Annotated in this window: 19 protein-coding genes; 3 read left to right on the forward strand and 16 right to left on the reverse strand. The window is 37.7% G+C overall.

What is annotated here, in order from left to right:
- Positions 1–60: 60 nt before the first annotated feature.
- Together DKG80_RS06005 and DKG80_RS06010 are read right to left on the reverse strand one after the other, a co-directional pair.
- On the reverse strand, positions 61–1224 hold the full coding sequence (locus tag DKG80_RS06005) for a Gfo/Idh/MocA family protein (protein WP_245906967.1): 1164 nt from the start codon (positions 1222–1224) through the stop codon (positions 61–63).
- 41 nt (positions 1225–1265) lie between these two features.
- Positions 1266–2438: an MFS transporter gene (locus tag DKG80_RS06010; RefSeq protein ID WP_109830416.1), complete on the reverse strand. Its 1173-nt coding sequence runs from the start codon at positions 2436–2438 to the stop codon at positions 1266–1268.
- Positions 2439–2565: 127 nt separating this feature from the next.
- Here DKG80_RS06010 and DKG80_RS06015 point away from each other — a divergent pair, with 127 nt between their 5' ends.
- Both DKG80_RS06015 and DKG80_RS06020 read left to right on the forward strand, forming a co-directional pair.
- On the forward strand, positions 2566–3594 hold the full coding sequence (locus tag DKG80_RS06015; protein ID WP_109830417.1) for an AraC family transcriptional regulator: 1029 nt from the start codon (positions 2566–2568) through the stop codon (positions 3592–3594).
- 16 nt (positions 3595–3610) lie between these two features.
- Positions 3611–5776 (forward strand): TonB-dependent receptor, encoded by a 2166-nt coding sequence (locus DKG80_RS06020; protein WP_109830418.1) that lies wholly within the window; start codon positions 3611–3613, stop codon positions 5774–5776.
- A gap of 80 nt (positions 5777–5856) precedes the next feature.
- Here the strand turns inward: DKG80_RS06020 and DKG80_RS06025 are convergent, their stop codons facing one another.
- The 3 genes from DKG80_RS06025 to DKG80_RS06035 all read right to left on the reverse strand — a co-directional run bounded on the left by DKG80_RS06025 (position 5857) and on the right by DKG80_RS06035 (position 11065).
- The gene (locus DKG80_RS06025) at positions 5857–7779 is read right to left on the reverse strand and encodes a plastocyanin/azurin family copper-binding protein (RefSeq protein ID WP_109830844.1); all 1923 of its coding nucleotides are present in this window, start codon (positions 7777–7779) and stop codon (positions 5857–5859) included.
- Between the two features lie 20 nt (positions 7780–7799).
- Positions 7800–9683, reverse strand: a complete 1884-nt coding sequence (locus DKG80_RS06030) for a family 16 glycoside hydrolase (RefSeq protein ID WP_109830419.1) — start codon at positions 9681–9683, stop codon at positions 7800–7802.
- 122 nt (positions 9684–9805) lie between these two features.
- Positions 9806–11065: a DEAD/DEAH box helicase gene (locus DKG80_RS06035; protein WP_109830420.1), complete on the reverse strand. Its 1260-nt coding sequence runs from the start codon at positions 11063–11065 to the stop codon at positions 9806–9808.
- A gap of 241 nt (positions 11066–11306) precedes the next feature.
- Between DKG80_RS06035 and DKG80_RS06040 the strand changes: the two genes are divergently transcribed.
- Complete coding sequence (locus DKG80_RS06040; protein ID WP_109830421.1) at positions 11307–12641, forward strand: NAD(P)/FAD-dependent oxidoreductase; 1335 nt, start codon at positions 11307–11309, stop codon at positions 12639–12641.
- Here the strand turns inward: DKG80_RS06040 and DKG80_RS06045 are convergent.
- The 11 genes from DKG80_RS06045 to nrfH form a co-directional block, all read right to left on the reverse strand.
- Positions 12638–12952 carry a putative quinol monooxygenase gene (locus tag DKG80_RS06045; protein WP_109830422.1) on the reverse strand — a complete coding sequence of 105 codons (315 nt, stop codon included), beginning with the start codon at positions 12950–12952 and terminating at the stop codon, positions 12638–12640. The two genes, DKG80_RS06040 and DKG80_RS06045, sit on opposite strands and share 4 nt — an antisense overlap.
- A gap of 693 nt (positions 12953–13645) precedes the next feature.
- Positions 13646–13987 carry a hypothetical protein gene (locus tag DKG80_RS06050; protein WP_109830423.1) on the reverse strand — a complete coding sequence of 114 codons (342 nt, stop codon included), beginning with the start codon at positions 13985–13987 and terminating at the stop codon, positions 13646–13648.
- A 1-nt stretch (position 13988) separates the two neighbouring features.
- A complete protein-coding gene (locus tag DKG80_RS06055; protein ID WP_109830424.1) occupies positions 13989–14405 on the reverse strand; it encodes a hypothetical protein in 417 nt (138 codons plus the stop codon).
- Positions 14406–14645: 240 nt separating this feature from the next.
- Entirely contained in the window at positions 14646–15017 is a 372-nt protein-coding gene (locus tag DKG80_RS06060) for an RHS repeat-associated core domain-containing protein (RefSeq protein ID WP_162555709.1), read from the reverse strand.
- A 736-nt stretch (positions 15018–15753) separates the two neighbouring features.
- Positions 15754–16158, reverse strand: a complete 405-nt coding sequence (locus DKG80_RS06070; protein WP_109830427.1) for a hypothetical protein — start codon at positions 16156–16158, stop codon at positions 15754–15756.
- A 330-nt stretch (positions 16159–16488) separates the two neighbouring features.
- Entirely contained in the window at positions 16489–17316 is an 828-nt protein-coding gene (locus DKG80_RS06075) for a toxin-antitoxin system YwqK family antitoxin (RefSeq protein WP_162555710.1), read from the reverse strand.
- On the reverse strand, positions 17288–18379 hold the full coding sequence (locus DKG80_RS06080; RefSeq protein ID WP_162555711.1) for an RHS repeat protein: 1092 nt from the start codon (positions 18377–18379) through the stop codon (positions 17288–17290). Before DKG80_RS06080 ends, DKG80_RS06075 begins: the two co-directional genes overlap by 29 nt.
- Positions 18380–18514: 135 nt before the next feature.
- Positions 18515–18907 (reverse strand): hypothetical protein, encoded by a 393-nt coding sequence (locus DKG80_RS06085; RefSeq protein ID WP_109830430.1) that lies wholly within the window; start codon positions 18905–18907, stop codon positions 18515–18517.
- Positions 18908–18975: 68 nt separating this feature from the next.
- Entirely contained in the window at positions 18976–22083 is a 3108-nt protein-coding gene (gene ccsA, locus DKG80_RS06090) for a cytochrome c biogenesis protein (protein WP_109830431.1), read from the reverse strand.
- A gap of 260 nt (positions 22084–22343) precedes the next feature.
- The gene (gene nrfA, locus DKG80_RS06095; RefSeq protein ID WP_109830845.1) at positions 22344–23813 is read right to left on the reverse strand and encodes an ammonia-forming cytochrome c nitrite reductase; all 1470 of its coding nucleotides are present in this window, start codon (positions 23811–23813) and stop codon (positions 22344–22346) included.
- 20 nt (positions 23814–23833) lie between these two features.
- Positions 23834–24439 carry a cytochrome c nitrite reductase small subunit gene (gene nrfH / locus DKG80_RS06100; protein WP_109830432.1) on the reverse strand — a complete coding sequence of 202 codons (606 nt, stop codon included), beginning with the start codon at positions 24437–24439 and terminating at the stop codon, positions 23834–23836.
- Positions 24440–24487: the final 48 nt, after the last annotated feature.

Raw genomic sequence — 24487 nt, forward strand, 5'->3', positions numbered from 1 at the left:
AATTAGTTTTAAAATTCTAAGATTAGCAATCGTTAAGCCTTGAAAGCTTAAACCTATCCTCTAATACTTGGGTTCTACCCAAACGTTACCTTTCTCTGTAGACTCAACAACCGCGTCTACCAATGCCATACCATGAACACCATCTTCTACACTTGGATAATCTAATACTGAATCATGATCATCACCAGCATAATCTGCTCTCACCGCATTGGCAAAATTTCTATAGATGTTGGCGAATGCTTCTAAATACCCTTCTGGATGTCCTCCAGGAGTTCGTAAATGCGCCAAAGCCTCTGGTAATAGATAACTGTGATTCCCTCCTGCTCTTAGTTTCTGAGCGGGTTCTCCATGCCATTTAACTAACAAAGAATTGTTATCCTCTTGTGTCCATTCAATTCCTCCTTTTTCACCATAGACTCTTACTTTGATTCCATTTTCTTCACCAGCAGAAATTTGTGACGCAAAAAGTACCCCTGGTACACCTCCCTCTAACTCAAGTAAGACATTGGCATCATCATCGAGCAATCTTCCTTCAACCACAGTAGTGAGCTGAGAAAGCACTTTTGTGATTTTCAAACCACTAACGTACTCTGCCATATTCGCGGCATGCGTACCGATATCCCCATAACAACCACTTTTACCACTCCGATTTGGATCTGTTCTCCAAGCAGCCTGTTTCTGATCTGAATCTTCAAGCTTATCAGTCAGCCAACCTTGTGGATACTCAACTGCTATTTTTTTTATTTTGCCCAGCTCACCATTTTTGATCATTGCCTTAGCCTGTTTGACCATAGGGTAACCAGTGTAAGTATGGGTTAATGCAAATGGCAAACCTGTTTCCTCCACTAAGGCTTTTAGACTCAAGGCTTCATTCAAAGTAAAAGACAGTGGTTTATCGATTATAACTGGAAAACCATTTTCCAAGGCTGCCTTTGCAGGAGCATAGTGCATATGATTCGGTGTAACAATAGATACAATATCCATTCTTTCCCCTTCAGGTAAACTAGCTTCCATAGTCATCATTTCTTCGAACGTAGCATAACATCTCTCTGGTGGAAGAAACAACTCTGCTCCAGAATCTATGCATTTTTTATGGTCGCTGCTGAATGCACCGCATACTAATTCTATCTGCCCATCCAAATTGGCAGCCATTCTGTGAACAGCTCCGATAAAGGCTCCTATGCCTCCACCAACCATTCCCATTCTAATTTTTCTATTCTTCATTTTATTTGTGACCATTAATTATGGCTAAATATTTATTCAATTTAAACTGCTTGCACTTTACCTTTCTTTATCACAATACTCAGAGCACCAAATGCTACGATTAGAATAGCTGGGAGAACTGACATCAATCTCAAAGTATCGGCTCCTGTCATATCAGAATCCATAAAACTCCCCATGATCGGAAGAACAACCGATACAGATAACATTCCTGCTCCTCCCATAAGTGATAGTCCAAGTGCTCCGCTTTGAGGTATTTTCTCAGCTACAAAACTTAGCATTGTCGGCCAGAAATAGCACACTCCTATTGCAAAGACACCAGCTGAAACAAAAACCATAGTACCAGAAGTATAGCTCATCAGTATTAGACCTACGAATGAAAATATAGCAGAGAAGAAAAGCATTGAGGTTATATTGATTCTATGGACAATCTCACCCGCAAATAGCCTTCCAAGAGCCATAATACCATTTACAAATGCCAAAATCAAAAGTGGTGCCACACCAGACTCTCCCAAAAGAGAAGATATCCTCTGACCTGTACCTAGTTCTGTAGCTGCTGTTAAAAACATACAGAGTAGGATTACTATAAATAGCGGTGAAAGACAGGCTTTGAACATATCCTTATTCGAAACTCCCAGATTTACTCGTTCTGTTTGTGGAAATTCTTGACCTACTATCATTATAGCATAGGCTGTCAATGGAATAAACAATACACTTACCAGTATCATCCAGTTGAGCCCGAGTAAATCCATTATTAAAAACCCTGCTACACTTCCTATAACTATTCCACCTGGAAACCAAACATGAAACCTGTTTAGCATTTTGGTCTTGTTATCAGGGAAAAGTGTCGCAATCAGCGGATTACATGCAGCTTCAACCATACCGTTTCCGATACCAATAAGAGTGGTGCCAGCAAATAATGTCCAAAAATCTCTAGCTATCAATGTAAGTACAATTCCTCCTAGGTGTCCTATTACTGCGAGATTTAAAATTCTTTTCATACCAAAATAGTCAACCAAAGGACCTCCTATGATCATAGCAAGGGTAAATCCCCAAAACGCAGGTCCAAAAGCAAAACCTATTTGCTCACTTGTAAGACCGTAATCTGTCATAAATACTTCTTCTAATTTGGCTCTAATGGCAAAGGTCATTGCCGTCACCACGAGGGCAATGCAACTTGCATTGAACAACCTCGACTGGGATTGATTGGATGTCATGTTCACAATTATTTATGTCTTATCACTTTGTATAAAAACGAACACTCTTATCTTTACAGAGCTAAAACCGTTCTATACTCACTACAAATTAATATTTCGAGTAAGTTTAACTGTTCATAATTTCACAATGGATGATATTAAACAGAGTATCACGCCGTTCAAAGGCGAGAATGGATCTATATTCTATGCTGATAATTGCGGGCCTTTAGTAGACGCTAGAGACAGAGGTATGGTAGAGTTTAAAGCATTAGGTAGACACTCTTATCCAGGAGATCGTCTTACTGAAGCAACTGAAGGCCTCAATACTATTGGGTATTGGAATGCTAATCGTGATCAAGATTGGGGACTTGACTGGCATCGAAATGAAGGTGTAGAGTTTCATTTATTGGAGTCTGGCAAAATGCCCTATGGGGTAGAAGGACAAGAAATGGAGCTTTCTGCTGGAGACTTTACAATAACTCGACCTTGGCAGCAACACAAAGTTGGAAACCCTGAGGTGGGTATCGGAAAATTCTATTGGATTATCATTGATGTAGGTGTCCGTCGCCCTCACCAAACTTGGGAATGGCCTGATTGGATTATGCTTTCTCAAGAGGATCTAGACAGACTTACATTATCTATTCGTCAAAACGAACAGCCAGTATGGAAAGCCACTCCAGAAATTAAAGATTGCTTTAAAAAAATCAACAAAACATTAATTACTGACAACAGAGGTTCTTCATCATCCAAAATCCGTCTGTACATCAATGAATTATTGATTCTGATTCTTGAAATGTTTGATAGAGGTAAATTAATACTTAATGAGTCACTTACTGACAGTATGAGGTCTGCCAAACAATTTATTGATGAGCTTAGCAATGACCCTGCTTACCCTTGGACAATAGAAGAAATGGCTGCTTCTTCAGGACTAGGAACGACGAGATTTACTCATCATTGCAAAACTCTCACCAACCTTACTCCGATGCAAGTACTTACTCAGAAACGATTGGAAAAAGCATGTCAAATGCTCAGAGAATCGGTTGATCTAAGTGCGTCTCAAATTGCCTATACTTGTGGATTTTCAACAAGTCAGTACTTTTCCACAGTTTTCAAAAAACACATGAAGATGTCTCCCCAATCTTACCGTACCAAATTTACTAATAGAGCGAGCGCTTAATTGCCACAAAACAATTATGAAAATAAGACTAATGATTGCCCTACTGATGGTAGGTCATTTTGCTTTTCCACAAACTATTGAAGGTTTAGTAATAGATCAGATAGATGAATCACCTCTTATAGGTGCTAATTTGAAGATTCCATATCTCAACTTACAAACAGTTGCTGATCAAGAAGGTAAGTTTAAGTTTGACAAAGTACCTCCTGGAACCTATATTATGACAGCTTCCTTTGTTGGTTTCAAACCCCTACAGCAAAAAAACATTTGGGTAAAAAATGGAAAGGTAACTTTCGTCACATTTGAGTTAGAACAAAGCTCTAGAGAATTGGATGAAGTAACTATTCAAAGTTCAAGTATCGAGCAGGTTAGTTCTATTCAAATTACCGAGGAAAAGACTAACAGACTAGCTGGAACATATTTCGACCCTGCAAGACTAGCGACTACATCTGCCAATGCAACTGTTACTAATGATCAAAATAATGCTATTTCTGTGAGAGGTCTCCCTCCTAGTTTGAACTCATGGCGTATTGAAGGTTTAGAAATCGTCAACCCAAACCACCTAACTGGAGCGGGTATTTTCAATGATCAACCTGCTGGTACTAGTGGCGGTGTTAATATATTAAGTGCACAAGTACTCGACCAATCACAGTTTCTATATGGACATATGAACAGTAATTATACTAATGCAAGTGCGGGCGTTTTCGATATGAAAATGCGAAATGGATATTCCGGAGATCATCAATTTACAGCGCAAGCTTCTTTCATAGGGTTTGACTTGAGTGCTGAAGGTCCTCTGACCTCTAAACAAAAAGCTAGCTATTTGGTAAATTATAGATATTCATTCACAGGATTATTGGCTAACATGGGGGTAGACTTTGGAGGTGAGAAAATTGGCTTCCAAGATTTATCCGCAACCGTCAACCTACCACTTAAAAAAGGTGCTGATCTTAAGTTTTTCACCTTCGGAGGAGTTAGTTTCAATGATTTCGAACATAAAACGCTAGAAGAGTCGGAAATAGAAAAAGATAGAAAAGACATCTTCTACGATGGTAAAATGGGAGCTGTAGGTGCCGTCTATGATCAACCAATTGGAAAAAAGACTGTTTTCACTTTAAAGTCGGCATACTCCAGATCTTTTGATGAGAGAAAAGAGAGTTTTTATGATGATACTAATCTTCAAGACAGTCTTTTTAATACTCGATTCGAATATGAAATTCTTGCTAATCGAATAAAACTCTTTCACCATCTTGGCAATCATTCGCTAGAATATGGTCAAACGGTTAATCTTTATACTCGAAAAGAGAATTTACTAACGAGTTACTCTATTCGTAATTTTTTTAAACATGAATACTACTCTACCTTCTTAACTTGGAACTGGAATATTTTTAAGAATTTCGATTTAGAACTTGGTTCAAGTTATAATACACTCAGATACGACAGATCTGAGAGAACCCAAAATAAAAACGAATCTTGGGTTGAACCTAGAATTAAAGCAGATTACAAAATAAATAAAATCTCATTTTCGATCGGAACAGGAATTTATAATTCTACATTAACACCTGGATTTCTCACAATCAATGATAATTTCCAAAGGGCATTCAATTCTAATTATAGAGCAACTAGCCGAAGTTTTAGCTCTATCGGATACAACCTTGATCGTTTAGCTTTTTCTTTAGAGGCCTTCAATTACAATTACTTCGATCAAGACTTTAAATCAAATGGTGTAAGCTTCAAAGCTAATTACACAACTCCTCTAATTTATTCCAATGTCGAAGCAACACTTTTCAAAGCTGAACGGATTTCAAAGGATATATACCCCTATGACATAGAACAATCCTACTCTTTCCTTCTTGGTAAGAAATGGAATTATGACAACTCCAGAACGCTTTCAATAAATACTAGAGGAATCTATCAAGGTGGAATGTATCCAGAAGCTAGCAATGGCTTCTATAGAAATAATATTGAAACTCAAGATAGACTTACCCCTTATGTTCGACTGGATCTACGCATCCAATGGATTAGACATAGACCAAAAGCTACTACATCATGGTCACTCGACATCCAAAACGTAACCAACCGAAAAAATGAGGCTTTTGAATATCTAGATAGCTTTACTAACCAAAAGGAAACACAGTACCAGCTAGGTATGATTCCTATATTGGCATATCGTGTAGAGTTTTGATGAATGAATATGCGATCTAAATACTAGAAATAAAAAAGGAGCTCAATGGCTCCTTTTTTATTGTCAATTCTGTTTAGTGGTTATTTCACCCTCAATATTCCTCGCATCACTTGACCATGACCTGGATAACTACATACAAAGTGGTATTCACCTCTTTCAGTGATCTGGAAATAAATTGATTCCTCCGTCTCTGGCTGCATCAGTTTAGTATGAAAAAGAACATCATCAGATATCGGCACATAGTTCAATTGTTGCCCTTTTAGTCCAAGATTAAGAGCTTCTTTTACCACGGCATCAATTGTACCTGGCTTAGTAATAACGAAGTTGTGCAACATATCGTCAGGATTGTGGAAAGTCAATCTGACTTTATCACCAACATTGACTTCAATAAAATCCTTGTCAAACTTCAAGCCTGATACAGTAGTCATATCGATATTTACTATTTCCCCTTCTTCCCAATCTGCAGGTTTTTCTGTAACGCGCTTATCTGATTTGTATTCTACAACTTCCTCAGTCGAAGCCATCATGGCGTGATCATGAGACATTTCCATTCGAGCTCCTTCTGGAATTTCATTCAATGTATAGTATGCATCCTTGTGAAGTAACTTTTCTCCTCCTCTGCTCTTAATTTTTGGTAAGCTAAATGAATAGATATAACCATTTTTCATTCTATCTAGATATATTCTAGCCTTCATACCATTGTCAGATACTGTTACCTTATGAACTATTCTAGACTCTAGCTCTTGTACGGGACTTCCATATTTTTGATGATACAGGTAAGTGAATTCACTAACTTCATAATTCATCAGCTCTTCGGCTGACTTTCTGTCTACTGCTTTAGTAAATTCCAACTCAAAACCATCTGGTTGGGCTCTTATTGCTTTTACTTCAAAAGGTATTCTGCCTGTCCATTCTAGTCTTTGCAAGCCGTACATTTTTGGGCCTGTAGAACTCCAACCTCTACTAGTCATTCCTACAAAAACATCCTTTCTGCTACCCCATTCAAATCTCAAAACTCCAGATTCAAACCCTTCTACGAATGGAAAACAGGCTCCTTGATAAACACCGTTTACTTTTTCTTGGAACATTCTCATAACCTTGCTATGTCCTTGGTCCCCTACTAACATCTGCCCCTTAAAAGGACCAAAATCATCAGGTATTTCTGAAATATCAGAAGTTGAAACTCCCATCAGTGTATGTGGAAACCAAACACTAGGAGGCTTTATTGCACTAATTATCTTGGAATAATCGTAGATAGAAAATCCTAATTGATCATCAATATACTTGGCTTCGAGTTTCAATGGCGAGTTAGGTTCACCAGTCCATTTCAATCCTGCAATATGTCCTGCGAAATCTCCTTTCTCTAGATGCGTCACTCTACCAGAACCTACCCAGTCTCCTTGATTTTCTGCAAAAAAGATATCTCCGGCACTATTGATTCCAAATCCAGCTGGAGATCTTAAACCTGTTGCCCAAGGAATCATTTCTCCTTCAGGTGTCACTTTAATCATCCAGCCTCTCCATTTTCTAAGACTCTTTCCACCGCCTGACCATCCAAGATTAAGTGTCAAAACCATATCTCCATTAGGCATGAATTTAGGTCCGAACGAATACTCATGGTAATTACCAGATATATCCCAGCCATACACCGTTTCGTACTTATCTGCTATATCATCACCATCTGTATCAGTGACCCGAGTTAGCTCACTTCTCTGTGCTGTATAAAAAGAACCATCCTTGAAGGCTAGTCCTAAATTTTCATGCATTCCTTGACCAAACAGCTTATATGTTGGGTTAGAATTGTACGGATTTGTTATCAACCATAGTTCGCCTCGACGAGTCGAAACCCCTAACCTACCTTTGTCGTCGAAGGCTACACCTCCAACTTCCAACTTAATTTCTTTAGGAATATTGACATTCTTGATTCGATAATAATCTGATACATTCTGTCCTACGGCTGGCATCGTCAACATGATAGCCAACAAAGTAATGATCCTATTCATATTCTTTTTTATCATTTTATCTACCATATCAATGAATATGTTACTGGTTTTCTAAGGGGTAGAATCACTTCCTTTCCTACACTTGTATTTCTATATAAAACGTCATCAATAGTCTCAGGCAAAGACACGTAGTATTGACCATCCACAGAAAAGAGTCCTTTCTTTACCTCTTTGATTGACTTACCAAATGCTACTCTAGCATATAGTTCGATATCTTCACCAATAGCTTCTATAGTTCTTTTTAACCCTTTCTTATCTTTCGTGGGCACCCAACTATCTTTAATTAAAGAATTCATGTAGGTGTATTCGAATGTCGGGTTTCCATCTTTACTTAAAGTATAGGCTATATTTTTAAACCCTCTTTCAGGGGCATCACGCCAATCACCACTTTTATCATAGACTTGATTAACGATTAATCCATCATATCCATCGACGACTGTTGGAATAGGAAATAACAACTGCTCAAAGCCCCTACCACTCCACATATCAGTTACGTCAGCAAAGCCTCCTTTCCAAAAAGAAAGCAAAGCCCCATTCTGAAGATCTATTGCATAATTAATAGCACTAGGATCACCTACTGCGATTGCCTCAGATCTTTTATCATTTGGATTGTTTTTGAAGCGAATAAAACACCTTTGAAGTCTTGGACGATTATCCACTTCAAGCAGCATCTCTGGATCACCGCCTAATTCACGCTCCTTGACTACAGTAGCCAAAGGTTGTTTTCTGATTTGTGGCGCTTCGTATTGAATTTCAAAAACTCTACCTATTTTATTTCCTACAGACAATACTTCAACATCATATTTCCCTGCCTCAATATGGAAGCTATTGACCTTAGTCCAAGGAGCTCCCCACGGTTTATAATTATCAACGAATACCCTATCCCCAATTGTTAGTTTCAAACCACCAGAAACCTTTGTCGAAAAGACATAGTCAGCAGAAATAGGCACTTCCAATTGTCCTGTATACTTAGTCACATACTTGTTCGCCTTAGCTATTTTTTGGTCGTAGAACCCATCAATAGTACCGCTCACATCAAATTCAATGGAATCCAAATTGACAGTTTTCTGCTTTGGATATTTCATCTTTTTATGTTGATACTTGACGCTAGACACCTCTATCTTCTCGTCCAAATATGCTTTGTATTGAATATTCCTAAAAGCAACTGGCCCATGATCACCTTGAATCATAATCGGAGCCCATTCTGCAGTTTCATCACCATGCTTAGCTCCTCTAGTAGGACCTGACGTTTCGACATTCTCTTGAACGACTACTCCATTTAATACTACTTTCTTAAACAGAGCATTGCTGATTTTTTTCCCATTCTTGTCAAATCGAGGAGCTTGAAATGAAATGGAAAGATGCTGCCATAGGCCTGGAGCTTTGGCTGCATTTACATCTGGAGCGGAACCTTCAAAGCCATTTTGCCCTTTTGGCTTAGACTTATCCCATCGCTGATAGATACCTCCTATATCTTTGTGTTCAACTTTTTCCTTGCCCCAACTATCATACAACTGTACTTCGTAGCGACTTTGAAAATAAATACCAGAATTAGATCCTCGCGGCATCAAAACGTCGATCTCTAAATCAATATCCTGATGTTTAAATTTCGTAAATAGGTGCTTGTTTTTTCCTTTTTCCTGATCATTAAGATTGAGGATAATAGCGTTCCCCTCAGAGTAGCTTACATCTCTCCATTTAGCAGGATCTGCCCATACATCTCCGGCCATAGTCCAGTTTTTACCAGTCGGCTCAAACCCTTCTAGATTTGTTATCTTCTCATAAGGTACATATTTGAGAGGTTTCTCTTTCTTTTCATGCTGATCGTGTTTTGAACAACTCACCAAGCATATAAGAAGAGTCAGGCAACAGATGCCTTTCAATAGAATATTAGTCATCTTCATATACTTCACACTTTTTCCAGTATCAATGATATATCAATCAAACACTACTAATGTTCGATTAATATCAGTGTAAAATAATGTACATGAAGATGATATACACAAAGATAATAGGCGACATTCAGTTAGTTTCGCCGCTTTCTTTTAGCTGTCTTTGCCTTTTTCTTTTTGACCTCGCGTTCTTCCTGACCAGCCACTTTCATCAAGGTCTTCCAGTCTTCATGGGACTGAAGAGACGCACCTACTGTCATGCTATAGTCTTCCTTTGATAATTCTATTACAGCTATAGGCTTACCCAGGTTCTCTTCGATTTCAGATAGGAGCTTTTGTTCTTCTTTACTACAAAAGGATATAGCCTGTCCTTTTTGTTTACCTCGCCCAGTACGGCCAACTCTATGAACATATTGCTCTGAACTCTCTGGAAGATCATAGTTTACTACATAATCCACATTGGGAACATCTATACCTCGTGCAGTGATATCTGTGGCTATTAATACTCTAGTCTTTCCAGACCTGTAGTCCTTCATCACCTGATCACGCTCTGCTTGTGTCCTATCACTATGGATGGTATCCGCTTCTATTTCTACACGAGCCATCGCCTTTTGAACTCTGTCTGCTCTGACTTTAGTTCTTACAAATACTAGGAATTTCTTTTCTTCATGCTCAGTTAATAAGTTCTCTAGGAAGAAACGCTTATCATCCATCTCAATATGGGCTACCGCATGTTCAATATTTTTAGCTACCGGATCTTTGGGTGATATCTGAATTCGAATAGCATTGGTGACTAATGAATAGGCTAACTTCTTAATTTTTTCATCAATAGTAGCAGAGAAGAAAAGTGTCTGACGCTTCTTTGGCAAATGCCTCATCAAGTCTCGTATATCCTTGATAAAACCGAGATCAAGCATATGATCTGCCTCATCAAGCACTAAAATTTCCACCCTGTGAAGTTTCAAGGCTCCCTGACTTACCAAATCAAATAACCTGCCTGGGGTAGCAATCAATACATCTACGCCCCTATTGAGTTGATCTATCTGTGGGTCTTGATCTACTCCTCCGTGGATACAAAATGAAACTACCTTAGTTCCATTGCCTAGCGTCTCAAACACTTTCTCGATTTGAAGTGCCAATTCATGGGTTGGAGCCATTACCAAACACTTGATGCCGTCAGGTCTTCTTTTATCTTTCTTTTCTAGAAGCTTATTGAGAATCGGTATGGCAAATGCTGCTGTCTTGCCAGTACCTGTCTGGGCTATCGCCAATACATCCTCTCCTTTTAGAATCGGTGGAATTGATTTATACTGAATATCGGTAGGCTTCTTATATCCTTGATCTGCGATATTGGACTTAATACTTTCAGCTATTCTGTACTGTTCGAATTTCATTTGCTAATGGCTTTCCCGTAAATAGATCTAAAGGAATCTTTCACATTTTACTTAATTACTTCTTCATTTAATCAATGAAGAAATGAATCAAGTCTGTTTCAAATTGGAGAATTGAGAAGCAAAGGTATACTATGCACTATTAGCATAAAGAAAAACTTTAAATTTGGGCCAAAATCAATACTGTATGAACCAACATATGGTTTTGAAAATCGTCTATACCAATGGATAAAAAACTTGTTCAATGACAGATACTACCACTCTCAACAATACTCTTAATATCCCAACAATCGATTTGCCTAGAGTCGTTATTATCGGCGGCGGGTTCGCAGGTCTTAAAATGGCTCGACTTATCAACTCTGATGAAATTCAGACTGTACTACTGGATGAAAACAACCACCATACTTTTCAGCCACTAATGTATCAGGTAGCGACTGCAGGACTAGAGCCTGATTCTATTGCTTATCCACTTCGCAAGACCTTAAAGACAAAAAAGAGGACTCATATTCGAATGACGAAAGTGACGAATATTGATTTCGTCAAAAACATGGTTCATACCACCATTGGAGAAATACGGTATGATTATCTGGTAATTGCGACAGGTGCCAAGACTAATTACTTTGGAAACAAGAACGTTGAAAAGCACGCGATGCCAATGAAGAGTCTTACAGAATCTCTTGATTTGAGAAGTTTGATTTTGCAAAACTTCGAAAAGGCTTTGACTCAAAGCAATGAAGAAGAAAAGGACAGTTTCATGAACTTCATGATCGTAGGTGGTGGCCCTACTGGAGTTGAGTTGGCAGGCGCTTTTGCCGAACTTAAGAAACATGTACTTCCTAAAGATTATCCTGATCTAGATATTAGAAGAATGCAGATTCACTTGATAGAAGCTAGCCCGAAGGTGCTGAGTGCTATGAGTGACAAGTCTTCTAATCATGCACTGGAGTATCTTAGAAAAACTGGTGTCAATGTATGGACTGACACACTGGTCAAAGACTACGATGGAAATACAGTGACTACTTCAAAAGAAGTATTTCAATCAAAAACATTGATCTGGGCTGCTGGTGTTACTGGAAACATCCCCAATGGGATTAGACCAGAGCACCTAGAAAACAATAGAATAATAGTTGATGAGTATTGTAGAGTTAAAGGTCTGGAAAATGTATATGCTATTGGCGATGTGGCATTAATGAAAACGAAAGAGAGTCCTAGAGGACTTCCTATGTTGGGATCTGTAGCTCAACAGCAAGGACAGTATCTTGCCCACTCCATTAAGGAACAGTTGAAGGAAAAGACTGTTAAAAAATTCAAATATACTGACAAAGGAACCATGGCTACAGTTGGTAGAAACCTAGCCGTTGTTGATATAGGAAAGATCCATTTTGGAGGTTGGTTTGCTTGGTTGACATGGCTTTTGGTTCACCTTATGCTTTTGGTGGACTTTAGAAGCCGTCTAGTTGTATTCGTAAATTGGATCTGGAGTTATATCAATTTCGATCGTGGTACTAGACTGATAGTGAGAAAATTCTCTAAGAAACCAGATAAAAGTGTATCTCAAAAAGAAGAGCTTGTAGCCTAGGCTGCAAACTCTTCTTTACTAGCTACTTGGTTCAGTATTACTACATGTGGCTCGGACTCACACAAAGGAGTAAGGTTGACTATGAACTCTTCGTAGTGATCTGAGTGTCTATGCTCTTCTCTTGCGTCCATATCTCTGAATGTCATCACGTGTATAAATCTACGTATGTCTTCGTCATGCTGATATGCTATATAATTTAATGTATCAGGTTCATTTGCACTCACTTGCTCTACTAGACGATTGATTAATACATGTACTTCATTAATCAAGGCTACTTGACGAACCTTATAGTTAAATCTTACTGTTAGCATGTTATTATGGGGTTTATTTATATTGAAGTTAATCAAAACCTTAGAAATGACGACACTTCTAAAGACTAAGTCTAAATAAATTAAACTCTACTTAACATATATCTTGCCCTTATAAGAGCACAGTATCTGCTAAGTACTTAGCAGACATCATGCTCACTACTGAGCATGATGTCTGCTCTTATAGGGTGTATAAATAATGACAACACTCCTACACCACCAGATCTGACAACATCTTGGATTCAGCTTTCATGGAAATATCTACTATGCTAACTTCTTTTCAACAGCAAAACGTAGATTCATGGGTGAAGCAGCTCTCGGGAAACTCCCGAAAGGTGTTTTATGGATAAAACTGCTTTCCGTAGACTTGTGGAAAGCAGTTTCACTCATAAACCGACGTTCTGCAAGGTTGAATAATGCCGATTCATGGATAAACCACAGTTCTGCAAGTCTGCGGAAGTCCGACTCACCCATGTAATGGATTCCGAGCGTTTTGAGGGGCTTTTTTAGGGATTATATCTCTTTTGCTTGAGAGAAGATCAGTACTGTATCATATATTCCTCACTGATCAACATGCTAAATTTAAATAGGCTCATTCTTTCTGATCCACGTCTATGCACATTACGATACCCCATTAAGGCTTCATGTTTCTTTCTAAAAGTAGAGAACCATGCAGAGCATGGCACCAACAGGTGGTCAATCTTCAAATACCCCTTTTTGTGGACGTAAAATTACTTTATCAACTGTAAATTCCCCTACAGCCGAAAATGGGACTCCAATCTTAATTTTACTTCCAACAGACATTTCTAACGCAACTTTTGTATTCCAAACTGCAATTACCGCATTAGAATAATGGCCTTTGTAAATTACTTTCTCTTCATTATTTAGTTCTTGTATTCGTGCTGCAGTAAAATTAGAATCGTCAATCCAAACGCTAACTTTAGTCCCTTCTAATAAAAAACCAGTGAATCCAATTTTATCATCAATTGATTCATAAAGACTTAAAATACCAGAAACTACTAATACATTACTTTCCATATTAATACACAGGATTAGGACCATAACCCACAGTCGTTTTTGCCTTATTAAAGGCATTCAAATTATGAGGATCTACTGTTACTGCAATGTTACCATCTAGTTCTCTATATTGAGCAAGACCATATGGACCAATAATCCTTTCTGAAACCAGAATTGATATAACATAAGGCTCTTTAAATGTACCATCAGACATCCATTTCTGTAAAGCGTTCACATCACGCCAAAACTGTTTTTGACCAAACATACTATCTCCGCCAATACCAAAATTATATCCTTTACGAATAAAGCTACTTAACTCTGCCTCACTTACGTTCCGGAACAAATAGACTTTATCTTCCATTTTATCTTGAACATCGTCAAGAACATGAGAAATAATTCCAATTCCAATCAGCTCCTCAATTCCAATAATCCATCTCAAGGCAGGGGCTAATAAGCCTACATTAGCCTCTTGAACATCAGCCCCCCGTTTGGAGGTATCTTTAACTAAATCATAACCAAGTACACGAGTATTTTTACCAACTCCTACTGAATAGGGTCTATATCTATATGAACTACCTTGGCTCTTAGCTATCTTCTTAGCTCTTTCAAAATCAGAGACGATAAACCCCTGATGTGCTTGATATCCCTCAAAGCTCCATCTTTCCGCTAGGCTAGTCCCTCAACCATAATAGCCGCTTTCCACTCGATCTACGTAATCACCAAACCATTCCGTTCCATCTGGCAACTCACTTCCATCTTCTCCGGGTCTTTCTTCTTGTAGACCAGTTGGATCGATAAAAGTGATAGGGTTGTTAAATCCAAATCTATATGGAGTCCAATCCATAGCTAGAGCTGCCAATGGATCAGCATTGTGCCACCTGCCTATATCTGCTGAATACATCCTAACACCGAAGTCATACCAACTCGTTCGGTTATCGTATGGTTTGCCATTGAACAAACTCTCATCTTGTCGCTCTCTACGATAATTGTTGAATGTCAATCCAAAAGAAGAAAAAGAATTACTTCTCACTACTATAAGCGACTTCGTCAAGACTTCTAAAATATCACTAATGTAAAAGCCCCTGACAATTCAAAGGCTCTAAATATCTTCACTGCAATCAACTCCGTGTCTGAGACACTACTACTCATTGGCAGTTTCAAGGAACAGTTTTAAAATAACTTGAAACCTGCAGCTAAAATATCGGATAGCAGCACTATCAAGAGAGACAATTAATTCCAAAATGGTGCATTGATTATAAAAAAGACTGCCAGTCCAAAATATAACATCCAAGGCTTTATTGAATCGTACTTTTTCTGAGTAATCATAGGTTCAATCCTTGAAGAAAAATACTGTTTTCTACAATAGGTAAAATAGTTTAAAACGTTTAAACAAAAAATCGCCCCACAAACCAATATTACCTTAAGAAAAATACTACTTGATATATAGTCTTGTAGATATACATTGATAAGCATCGAAAACCTACCAATAGTCACAAAGGTGAAAATCAACACTACAACTTGATATATAGACAAATCAATCGAGGAAAGTAAAACAAGTAAATCCTTATCCTTTTCCAATTTTTTTCTATAAAACACACAAAACAATATATCAAATATTTTCATAAAGGTATTCTATGTAAAAAGCCACTGACACTTCAGAGGCACTAAATATCCTTCACTGTAATCAACACCCTGTCAGAAACACTACTGATTCATCTCCTGTTTCAAGACACAGTCTTAAAACAACGGGTTTCCAGCACCTGCTCTCAAATAGCAAGTATCATTCCCTAAATCAATTTAACTCGTATCGGAGCCAAAATAAATATCAAAACAATAGATGTTAACGCATAAATCAAAGTCATCCGTGCCCCCCGTTTACGCTCCTCTATTGGCCGCTTTGAAAATTCCTTTACTAGCTTTTTATCTCTTCCTTGATTCGAAAAATAAAAATAATTCACCCCCATAAATATAATTGCTAATATTACTAAACAGGCCGTCATATTCTTACTTGTTAAAAACTCAGTCAAAACACGTAAGCCTACTAAATCAAGAACAATAAAAAAACAAAAGACATTTGCAATCTGTAGAAAAGCCAATGTAGGAATAACAGAGCTCAACGGAACTGATGTCTCACCAGATTGAATAGCTAACTTGTACAAGTGATAGAATACTTTATGATAATAACTTTTCATTTCTTCTTTACTTTCTCTGACTTAGACTTAACCTCATTTTCGTACTCATCGTCCTCAATTTCAAGAACACTCTTATTATGAACAAGAGTCCTACTCACCCATATAATGGATTCCGAGCGTTTTGAGAGGCTTTTTTAGGGATTATATCTCTTTTGCTTAAGGGAAGATCAGTACTGTATCATATATTCCACACTGATCAACATGCTAAAATTAAATAGGCTCATTCTTTCTGATCCACGTCTATGCACATTAGAATCCCCCCTTTAAGGCTTCATGTTTCTTTCTAAAAGCAGAGAACCATGCAGAGCATGGCACCAACAGGGAAAGCACTTAGTCGATAGAAAACTCAAATGCATACTCATTTTTAATTGATTGTCTACCATCTTCTAATACAATCTCATAAAGAACCCCAGAAATCTTACTTACTATCTGACTATTATCGACTGATACTTGATGATTTCCTATAGAAGAACCTAATACATCCAATGTATCCTTAAGCCTCATCCTTTCATCTAAAGCCCCTAAAATCACTCCGATCGCCGAATCCTCGTAAAAAGAATCTGTAAGTCGAATAATATGATTATCATCAAATTCAATATTCATATAAGGCTTAAACAAGCCTCCATCTTTAGTATAATCAGCACTATAAACTAATTCTCCTGAATTATATATCCTAGTCCCACTTATAGTACCGTCTGGATAATAAACCCAAACCTTGCCACTTCTTTTGCCCTCTTCAAAACTTGCTCGAACGTTCAGTGAGCTATCTGGGTAGTATTTGAAGTAATCACCATTTTCTTTACCATTTTCAAATGTAATTGTCTCTTTCAGGTTTCCTAGACTATCAAAATAAGTAAATATTCCTTGAGCAACACCGTTAACAGAATTCTCTTTTGCTTTTACCACACCGTTCTCATAATAAGAAATTATTTCTCCATGTTTTACACCTTTACTCCAATGACTTTTTAACTGGATTTGACCATTTTCGTAATACTGCGATAGTTCTCCGTTTCTTTTACCCTCCTGAACAGGCACTTCAAACATAAGATTACCACTTTCAAAATATACCCTTTCGTATTCATGAGAACATGAAAAAAGCGAAAAAAACAGTATTAAAACTAATATTTTCTTACTTGATAGGGAAAAATTTTTTCTCATCATAATCATAATAAAAAGTATCAGTGTTTGGATAATGTAAATCAAGCATATACCGAATGCCATCGGCCCCATTCCAAAGCTTAGATCCATTTGTATAAAGTGTATCTCCAGGAGTAGGAGGTACTGGTGTCAGAATCGATTCAGCAGCCTTTACTGAAGGCCCTGCCATATCATATACAACCTTAAGCCATCCCCAACCTCTCACTCCTCCATTGTTATTCAGAGGCTTTTGTCTAGTAGTTGCATTAGACTGATTTCTAAATTTATTGTATGTTGGTTTTGCACCTGTAGTTGGCACTCCCAAATCACCTACTTCATATTCAAATACTTTCATCCCTTTTTTCCATGCATGACCAAATGACTCCATTGCATCACCCCACCCAAAAGTATAAACCTGATCATATACGGTTATAAACTCATTGAAACCAGCTTGAAAAGCAAGCCAAGCCTTCCCTATAGCTAGATTAGCATCTGAGCTGTACCATGACCAGCCACTCCCAGCTGATGGAACTTTAACTAAATCATAACCAAGTATACGAGTATCTTTACCAACTCCTACTGAATAGGATCTATATCTATATGAGCTGCGTTGACTCTGAGCTATCTTCTTAGCTCTTTCAAAATCAGAGACTATAAATCCTTGATGTGCTTGATATCCCTCAAAGCTCCATCTTTCCGCTAGGCTAGTCCCCCAACCATAATAGCCGCTTTCCACTCGATCTACGTAATCACCAAACCATTCCGTTCCATCTGGCATCTCACTTCCATCCTCTCCAGGTCTTTCTTCTTGTAGACCAGTTGGATCGATAAAAGTGATAGGGTTGTTAAATCCAAATCTATATGGAGTCCAATTCATCGCTAAAGCAGCCAATGGATCAGCATTGTGCCACCTGTCTATATCTGCAGAATACATCCTAGCACCGAAGTCATACCAACTTGTTCTGTTATCGTATGATTTGCCATTGAACAAACTCTCATCTTGTCGCTCTCTGCGATAATTGTTGAATGTCAATCCAAAAGAAGAAAAAGAATTACTTCTCACTACTGTAAGCGACTTCGTCAAGACTTCTAAAATATCACTAATGTAAAAGCCCCTGACAATTCAAAGGCTCTAAATATCTTCACTGCAATCAACTCCGTGTCTGAGACACTACTACTCATTGGCAGTTTCAAGGAACAGTTTTAAAAACAACGGGTGTTATATATTCTTAAAGTAACCTAAACTGGCAAAAAAGATTATCATCAGCCCGAAATTAATGCTTGTAACAACCCATATACCTTTTTCTGTCTCTGGAGTTTTTTCAGATTCAATATCAATAAGACTATTTATTTCGCTCTTCTTTATTTGATAAAACAAGAATTGGAATACTGATGATATACCTATTGCATAACCCAAATTTGTAAGTGTATTAATTACATAATTTTCTGAATCATAAACCCAAAACACTAAAATCATTAAATCAGCGATTCCGAAAGATAATATCCACCAAAGAGCTGCATAGGTCATAGCTAATTGACCACTGTTCCGATGTGCTTTATTAACTAAATATTGATACCTAAAGAAATCAAAATAGACATCGAATAATTTCATAGTTCATCTTTTTAACAAGGGTTGTATTTACTGACTAAATCTAACCCAACACTTTAGTAATTAAACAATCAAACTTTAGCATACTTTTTCTGAGCAAAATATGCTCCCACAGCTATTGCTATTAAGATGGCACTGACCCAATAAACAAATGAAGGAATCGGTACAGGATCACCTTTGGCATAACTATGAAGACCTGAAAGATAATAGTTCACTCCATATGAAGTCATCAGAATAGAGTAGAAAGCAAATAAACTAGCAGTGTTGAAAATGTACTTTGTTCCTAAAGAAGGGACAAGTCTCAAATGAACTACAATTGCATAAACAATAACAGATATCAATGCCCAGGTTTCTTTTGGATCCCAACCCCAATACCTTCCCCAAGACTCGTTGGCCCATACACCTCCTAAAAATGTGCCTATGGTCAGCATAAATAAGCCTATTGTCATAGAAAGCTCATTAATATAAGTCATCTCCTCTATTGGGATTTTGACCTTCTTTTGATCGGGGAGCATCATAAAAATCAGTACCAATAGCCCTAGTAAAGCAGACAATGCTAGTGGAGCATAGCTACCAACGATTATGGCTACATGAATCTTCAACCAATAAGATTTCAGCACTGGGACTAAGTTGGTAATCTCAGGATTTAACCAATCTAAAAATGAGACAAACAGTAATGTACCTGTGAACAAACATGCTAATGGCAATACAAAATCACTCTTCTTTAAAAATACAAACCCAAATAGCATCAAGAACCAAGAAACAAGAATAATCATCTCATAGCCATTACTCCATGGTGGGTAATCTCCTGCATACCACCTCAATATAATATTGAAGGTTTGTGCTAAAAATGCCAACGATATAGCTCCTACTAATACCCAGAGTGAAACTTTAATAAACTTACTTTTATTATAAAAGACCTTCAGGATAGAAAGCACTAAAGCTACTAACCCAAGCATCCAATAAATAGGAAATAGCTTGGTAAAGAGGTTTAATTCATTGTAGAGTAACTCCCCTTTTCTTCTTCCCTCTGAAGGACTAACCTCTTTCCCTAGTACATCTTGATAGGTAGCGATGTATCCAAGATTTTGATCCGCTTGTTCCCAATCTTCATCAGAACCTGATTTTTGTGCCATCCAGACGCTTCTGTAGTATATAGGAATAATGCTTGCGACAAAAAGTGAGTCCTCTGATTCAAAACCTGCATTAGCTATCCTATAGTCAAACCACTGGTTACCGGGATCGTTTTTCTTAGGGAACACCTTCAAATAATATCCGTCAAGTGCCTGATAGAGAATATTAAAACGCTCATCTACTTTAATAATTTCTTTATCCAACTCATTCCTTTCGGCTGGTTTCTTTCTATTTGATTGCTCAGCCCATTCATAGAGCAAGTAATTTCCTTTTTGATCTATTAGATCTGAAAAAGCTAAGTAATCTCTGTTGGGCTTTTCTAGCAAATCAAGAATAGGTTCTCCTTTATGCTGATCCACCTTAATCATGGGGACATCTCTCCAATAAATAGGATCTATTGATAAGGATAAAAACAATTGATCTCCATTAAGTTTTTCTCCTGTAATGGTTTTGGTCTTAAGAGCAGTACTTCTCATTAACTTTCTAGTCAACTCAGAGGTTAGAGTGTTCAAGGGTTTAATACGACCATCCATGTCTTGAACTAGCAACTGACCAAATTTTTTAGCATGGTCTACTGATATAATATGCATGGAATCAATAACAAACGTACTCTCTGCTCTAGCGCCTATTGAGAATATCATCAACAAGAGAATAGAGGCTAGCTTCTTAGCTTGAAGCTTATTTAACCTATCCAACACCGTCCTAAACCTTGAGTGTTTTGCAAAAAGTGTCCAAAACATCCCCAAAAACAACAATGTGTAGCCCAGATATGTGATATTGGTACCTATTCCATCTCTATTTACAGAAAGGATAGTTCCCTTTTCGTCAGTATCATAGCTTGCTTGAAAAAATCTATAACCGTCATGATCCAAAACATTATTCATGAATATTCTGTAATCAAATGGTTCTCCTGATTCTGGGTTGACAGTGACCTCACTTGCATAAGAAGACGGGCTTGTAGACCCAGGGTACCTTTCCAATTGAAAATCTCTCAAATAGATCGAAAATGGTAAGTCAATAAGTTTTGGTCCATAATTTAATTTGATCATTTGACCACCCGCGTTGACCATTTTTGGCTCTGTATATACTCCATCAATAGAAGCAAATATTACTTCATGAGAATTTTCACCATCTGATACTTCGACAAACAATAAATCAGCTGCCTGACTAGCCATGTCTTTGTCTGGCGCAGGTACAAAGTCGACTCTTTTACCTTTGTGATATTGGGAAAACACGAAAGCCATTCCAGATTTCTGATACAAAGTACGGAACATCAACTTTTCTAATTTACTAGGCTCTACTATTCCTGTTCTTTGAGTAGCCATCTGAAAAAATGATAAGCTATCAGGAGTTTCTATCAATAGCGTATCTCCAGAAGTTTGAATATTAATCCCTCCTTCTACAGGTGCATTGAATGTAATAGTACCGTTTCCTAATCGGATTGACTTACCTGACTCTAGATATAAGTCATTTCTCATTCCTTGATCAGTAACTACCACTTCCAACACTTCATTAGTCGAGTCTCCCTTAACTAAAGCCTCTACCGCATCTGGAACAAACCTTGTTGTCTTGACGGTAAATCCAGCCTCATCCAGTTGAAGTTTAGGTTGTACAGCCGTAGAAGCTTTTACACGCTGTTGCCACCGCTCTTTCTGTCCTTCTTGCTCATAATCTACGGTCAAGTATCGATACATAGAAATGATCGTATTTGAACTTGAATTTTCCCTGATTCTCATCGAACCTTCATAGCTTATATATCTAGTCACAAAAGCTCCAGCTAAAATCACTATAAAGGCCAAGTGAAATACTAACAGTGACCATTTCTCTTTTCTAAAAAGCTTATATCTTCTAATGTTTGCTATAAAATTGATCATTAAAAGCCATTGAATTATTTCAAACCAAAGGCTATCGTAGACAATAAGCCTTACTGCATTAGTTCCAAAGTCATTTTCATAAAATGTCGCATACGCCATGCTGGCTGCATAAATCAATAAGAGAACTAGAGTAGCCTTATTGGAGACTATAATCTTGAGGATTTTTGCCATATTCACTTAACCGGTTGCTCATGGCCCCCGTGACTATTAAGAATTGATAGTTGACTGAAGTTCCTTGACCTGCGGCACAAGTATCTTCAGAATTTTAATTACACTCGACCCAAAGGTCGGAGAATTAAACCCAATAGACTATCGTCATGAGATTAATTCAGGCCAAAGTTGGTTGATAAAGGCTTAAAACAAAACAATCAGCAATTGGTTGTTGCTGATTGTTTTTAAAAGGACAATGTTTTTTAGCTACATTAAGATAACTAGTCCCAGCTAGCTTCTCTTTCTTCCGCGGCTTTCATCCATTTTGGTAGAAGTTCTTTTTTGAAAGTAGCTTTCTCAGCCTCTAACTTCTCCATATCCAAGCCTATATAAGCCTGTGCCTTAGCTTTGGTAGCAATATCAGGATAATCAATAGGTTTGTTGTAACCTAAATCTGCAAACAACCTTGCTAATTTAATCCTACCCTCTTGACCGATATTGATGGCAGTAGATACGATTCTAGAAACCTCCACAGGAGAATGAAACTGTCCACCATGAGATGCTACGGAAAAGTCCCATCTCCACTGAGCATGTCTAATATCCATCAAAATATCTTTCATTTGTTCTTCACTAGCACCAAGATCCCACGCTTTACCGGCCTCGACATGTAGCCTAACCAATATTTCCTCAAGCTTCGCTTGATTTTGTTTGATCTTGGTCTGTCTTTCATATACATCTGTCATTAAATCCTGTTGATTCTCCCTATGACATACTTGACAAGAATTCGCAGGATTTGCTAAAGGCGACTTAATATGGTGGTCTGTAAACTTTTGTCCACCTTCAGTCTTATAAGGCATGTGACAATCCGCACAAGAAACTCCTCTTTTAGCATGAACACCAGTTTGGAACAGTTCATAACCTGGATGCTGTGTTTTGAGCATTGGTGCTTTCGAGATTTTATGAGTCCAGTCTTTAAATTCCAATTCATCATAGTACTCTTCCATAGCTTCTACAGATGTTCCATTTTTCCATGGGAATGTTAAATATGGTACTCCTTCCTTAGGTGACTTCTTGTTAAAGTAATATTCAACATGACACTGTGCGCAGACTAGGGATCTCATTTCCTGATGAGAGGCTTCATTTATATTTTTACCCATAGACTCAAATGCCTCTATCAGTGCTGGCCTAGATATAGAAAGTGCCATAGTTTTCGGATTATGACAATCAGCACATCCAATGGCATTGTTAATCTCCTCACCTTTATCAGCCCACTTTCCAGAGTAAAATTCAGCAATACCAATTTCATTCATCATTCTAGGTACATCTGGACTTTTACAAGTCCAACAAGTACTTGGCATAGGACCTGTACCTGGACCAGTAGGACCACCAGTTCTTAAAGTATTATGAATGTCTTCCACTGCATAATAGTGACCTCTAGGTTGATTATAATCCTTTGAAAATCCATAACCAGCCCAAAGAACCACCAACTTAGGATTCTCTTCTAGTGCATCTGTTAATCCAGACCCTAAATACATACTCTTAAAAGTAGTGTCTGCTGTCTGCATAAACGATTGGTATTGCCTCGGGTAGTTTTCACCCCAAACTTGATTTCTAGGTTCGTTTTGCTTGATCTCTCTTGTTGGTTGATAAGCAAAAGAAGCTTCTGCTTTTCTACTCATTATACTATTAGCCAGCATACTTAATAACACTACTATTATTACAGTAGCTATAAACAACAACCAGTTTTTCACATTAGTATTCATCGTCACAATTATTTAATAGTAGGATTATTGATGGCATTATCAAGCCAATCAGGAACAATCGATTTCTTTTCAGATTCTGGAGCTAAAGGGTCTAAATGATATCCTACAGCAGATAAACTTTTAACTCTCCCATGAGGGACATATTGATGACATTCCCAGCAAGTACGTTCAGTTCTGGACTCTTCATGATTGAATACCCAAGAAGCCATTTTAGCATCGGTAACCTGCTCTTTATGACATCTCACACAGTTACTCTGAACTACCTCTGCACTTGCTTCTTTCATCACGATTGCTTGAGGTTCCATTCGCATCGTAAAAATGGATGCGTGGTATAGCCCATCCTTAGCTTTGAAGTAATATTTATTGAAGACATTGTCATGTGGAACATGACAATCATTGCATGTTGCAACCTCCCTATGTGAACTATGATCCCATGTTATATATTCAGCTGTCATTACGTGACAATTGATACAGGTTTTAGGGTCGTCCGACAAATAGGATGTAGCATTGGAGATATTGACTATATAAACTCCAAGTCCTGAGATTGCTCCCAGTAGGATAATCACTGGAATTCTCCATTTTGGAGGCGGGTAAATTTTCTTTAATAGACTCATGTCCAGCTAAACTAAAACTGTAAAATCAAAGACAATAAAAATTGTCAT

Source organism: Reichenbachiella versicolor (assembly GCF_003171675.1).
Taxonomy (GTDB): domain Bacteria; phylum Bacteroidota; class Bacteroidia; order Cytophagales; family Cyclobacteriaceae; genus Reichenbachiella; species Reichenbachiella versicolor.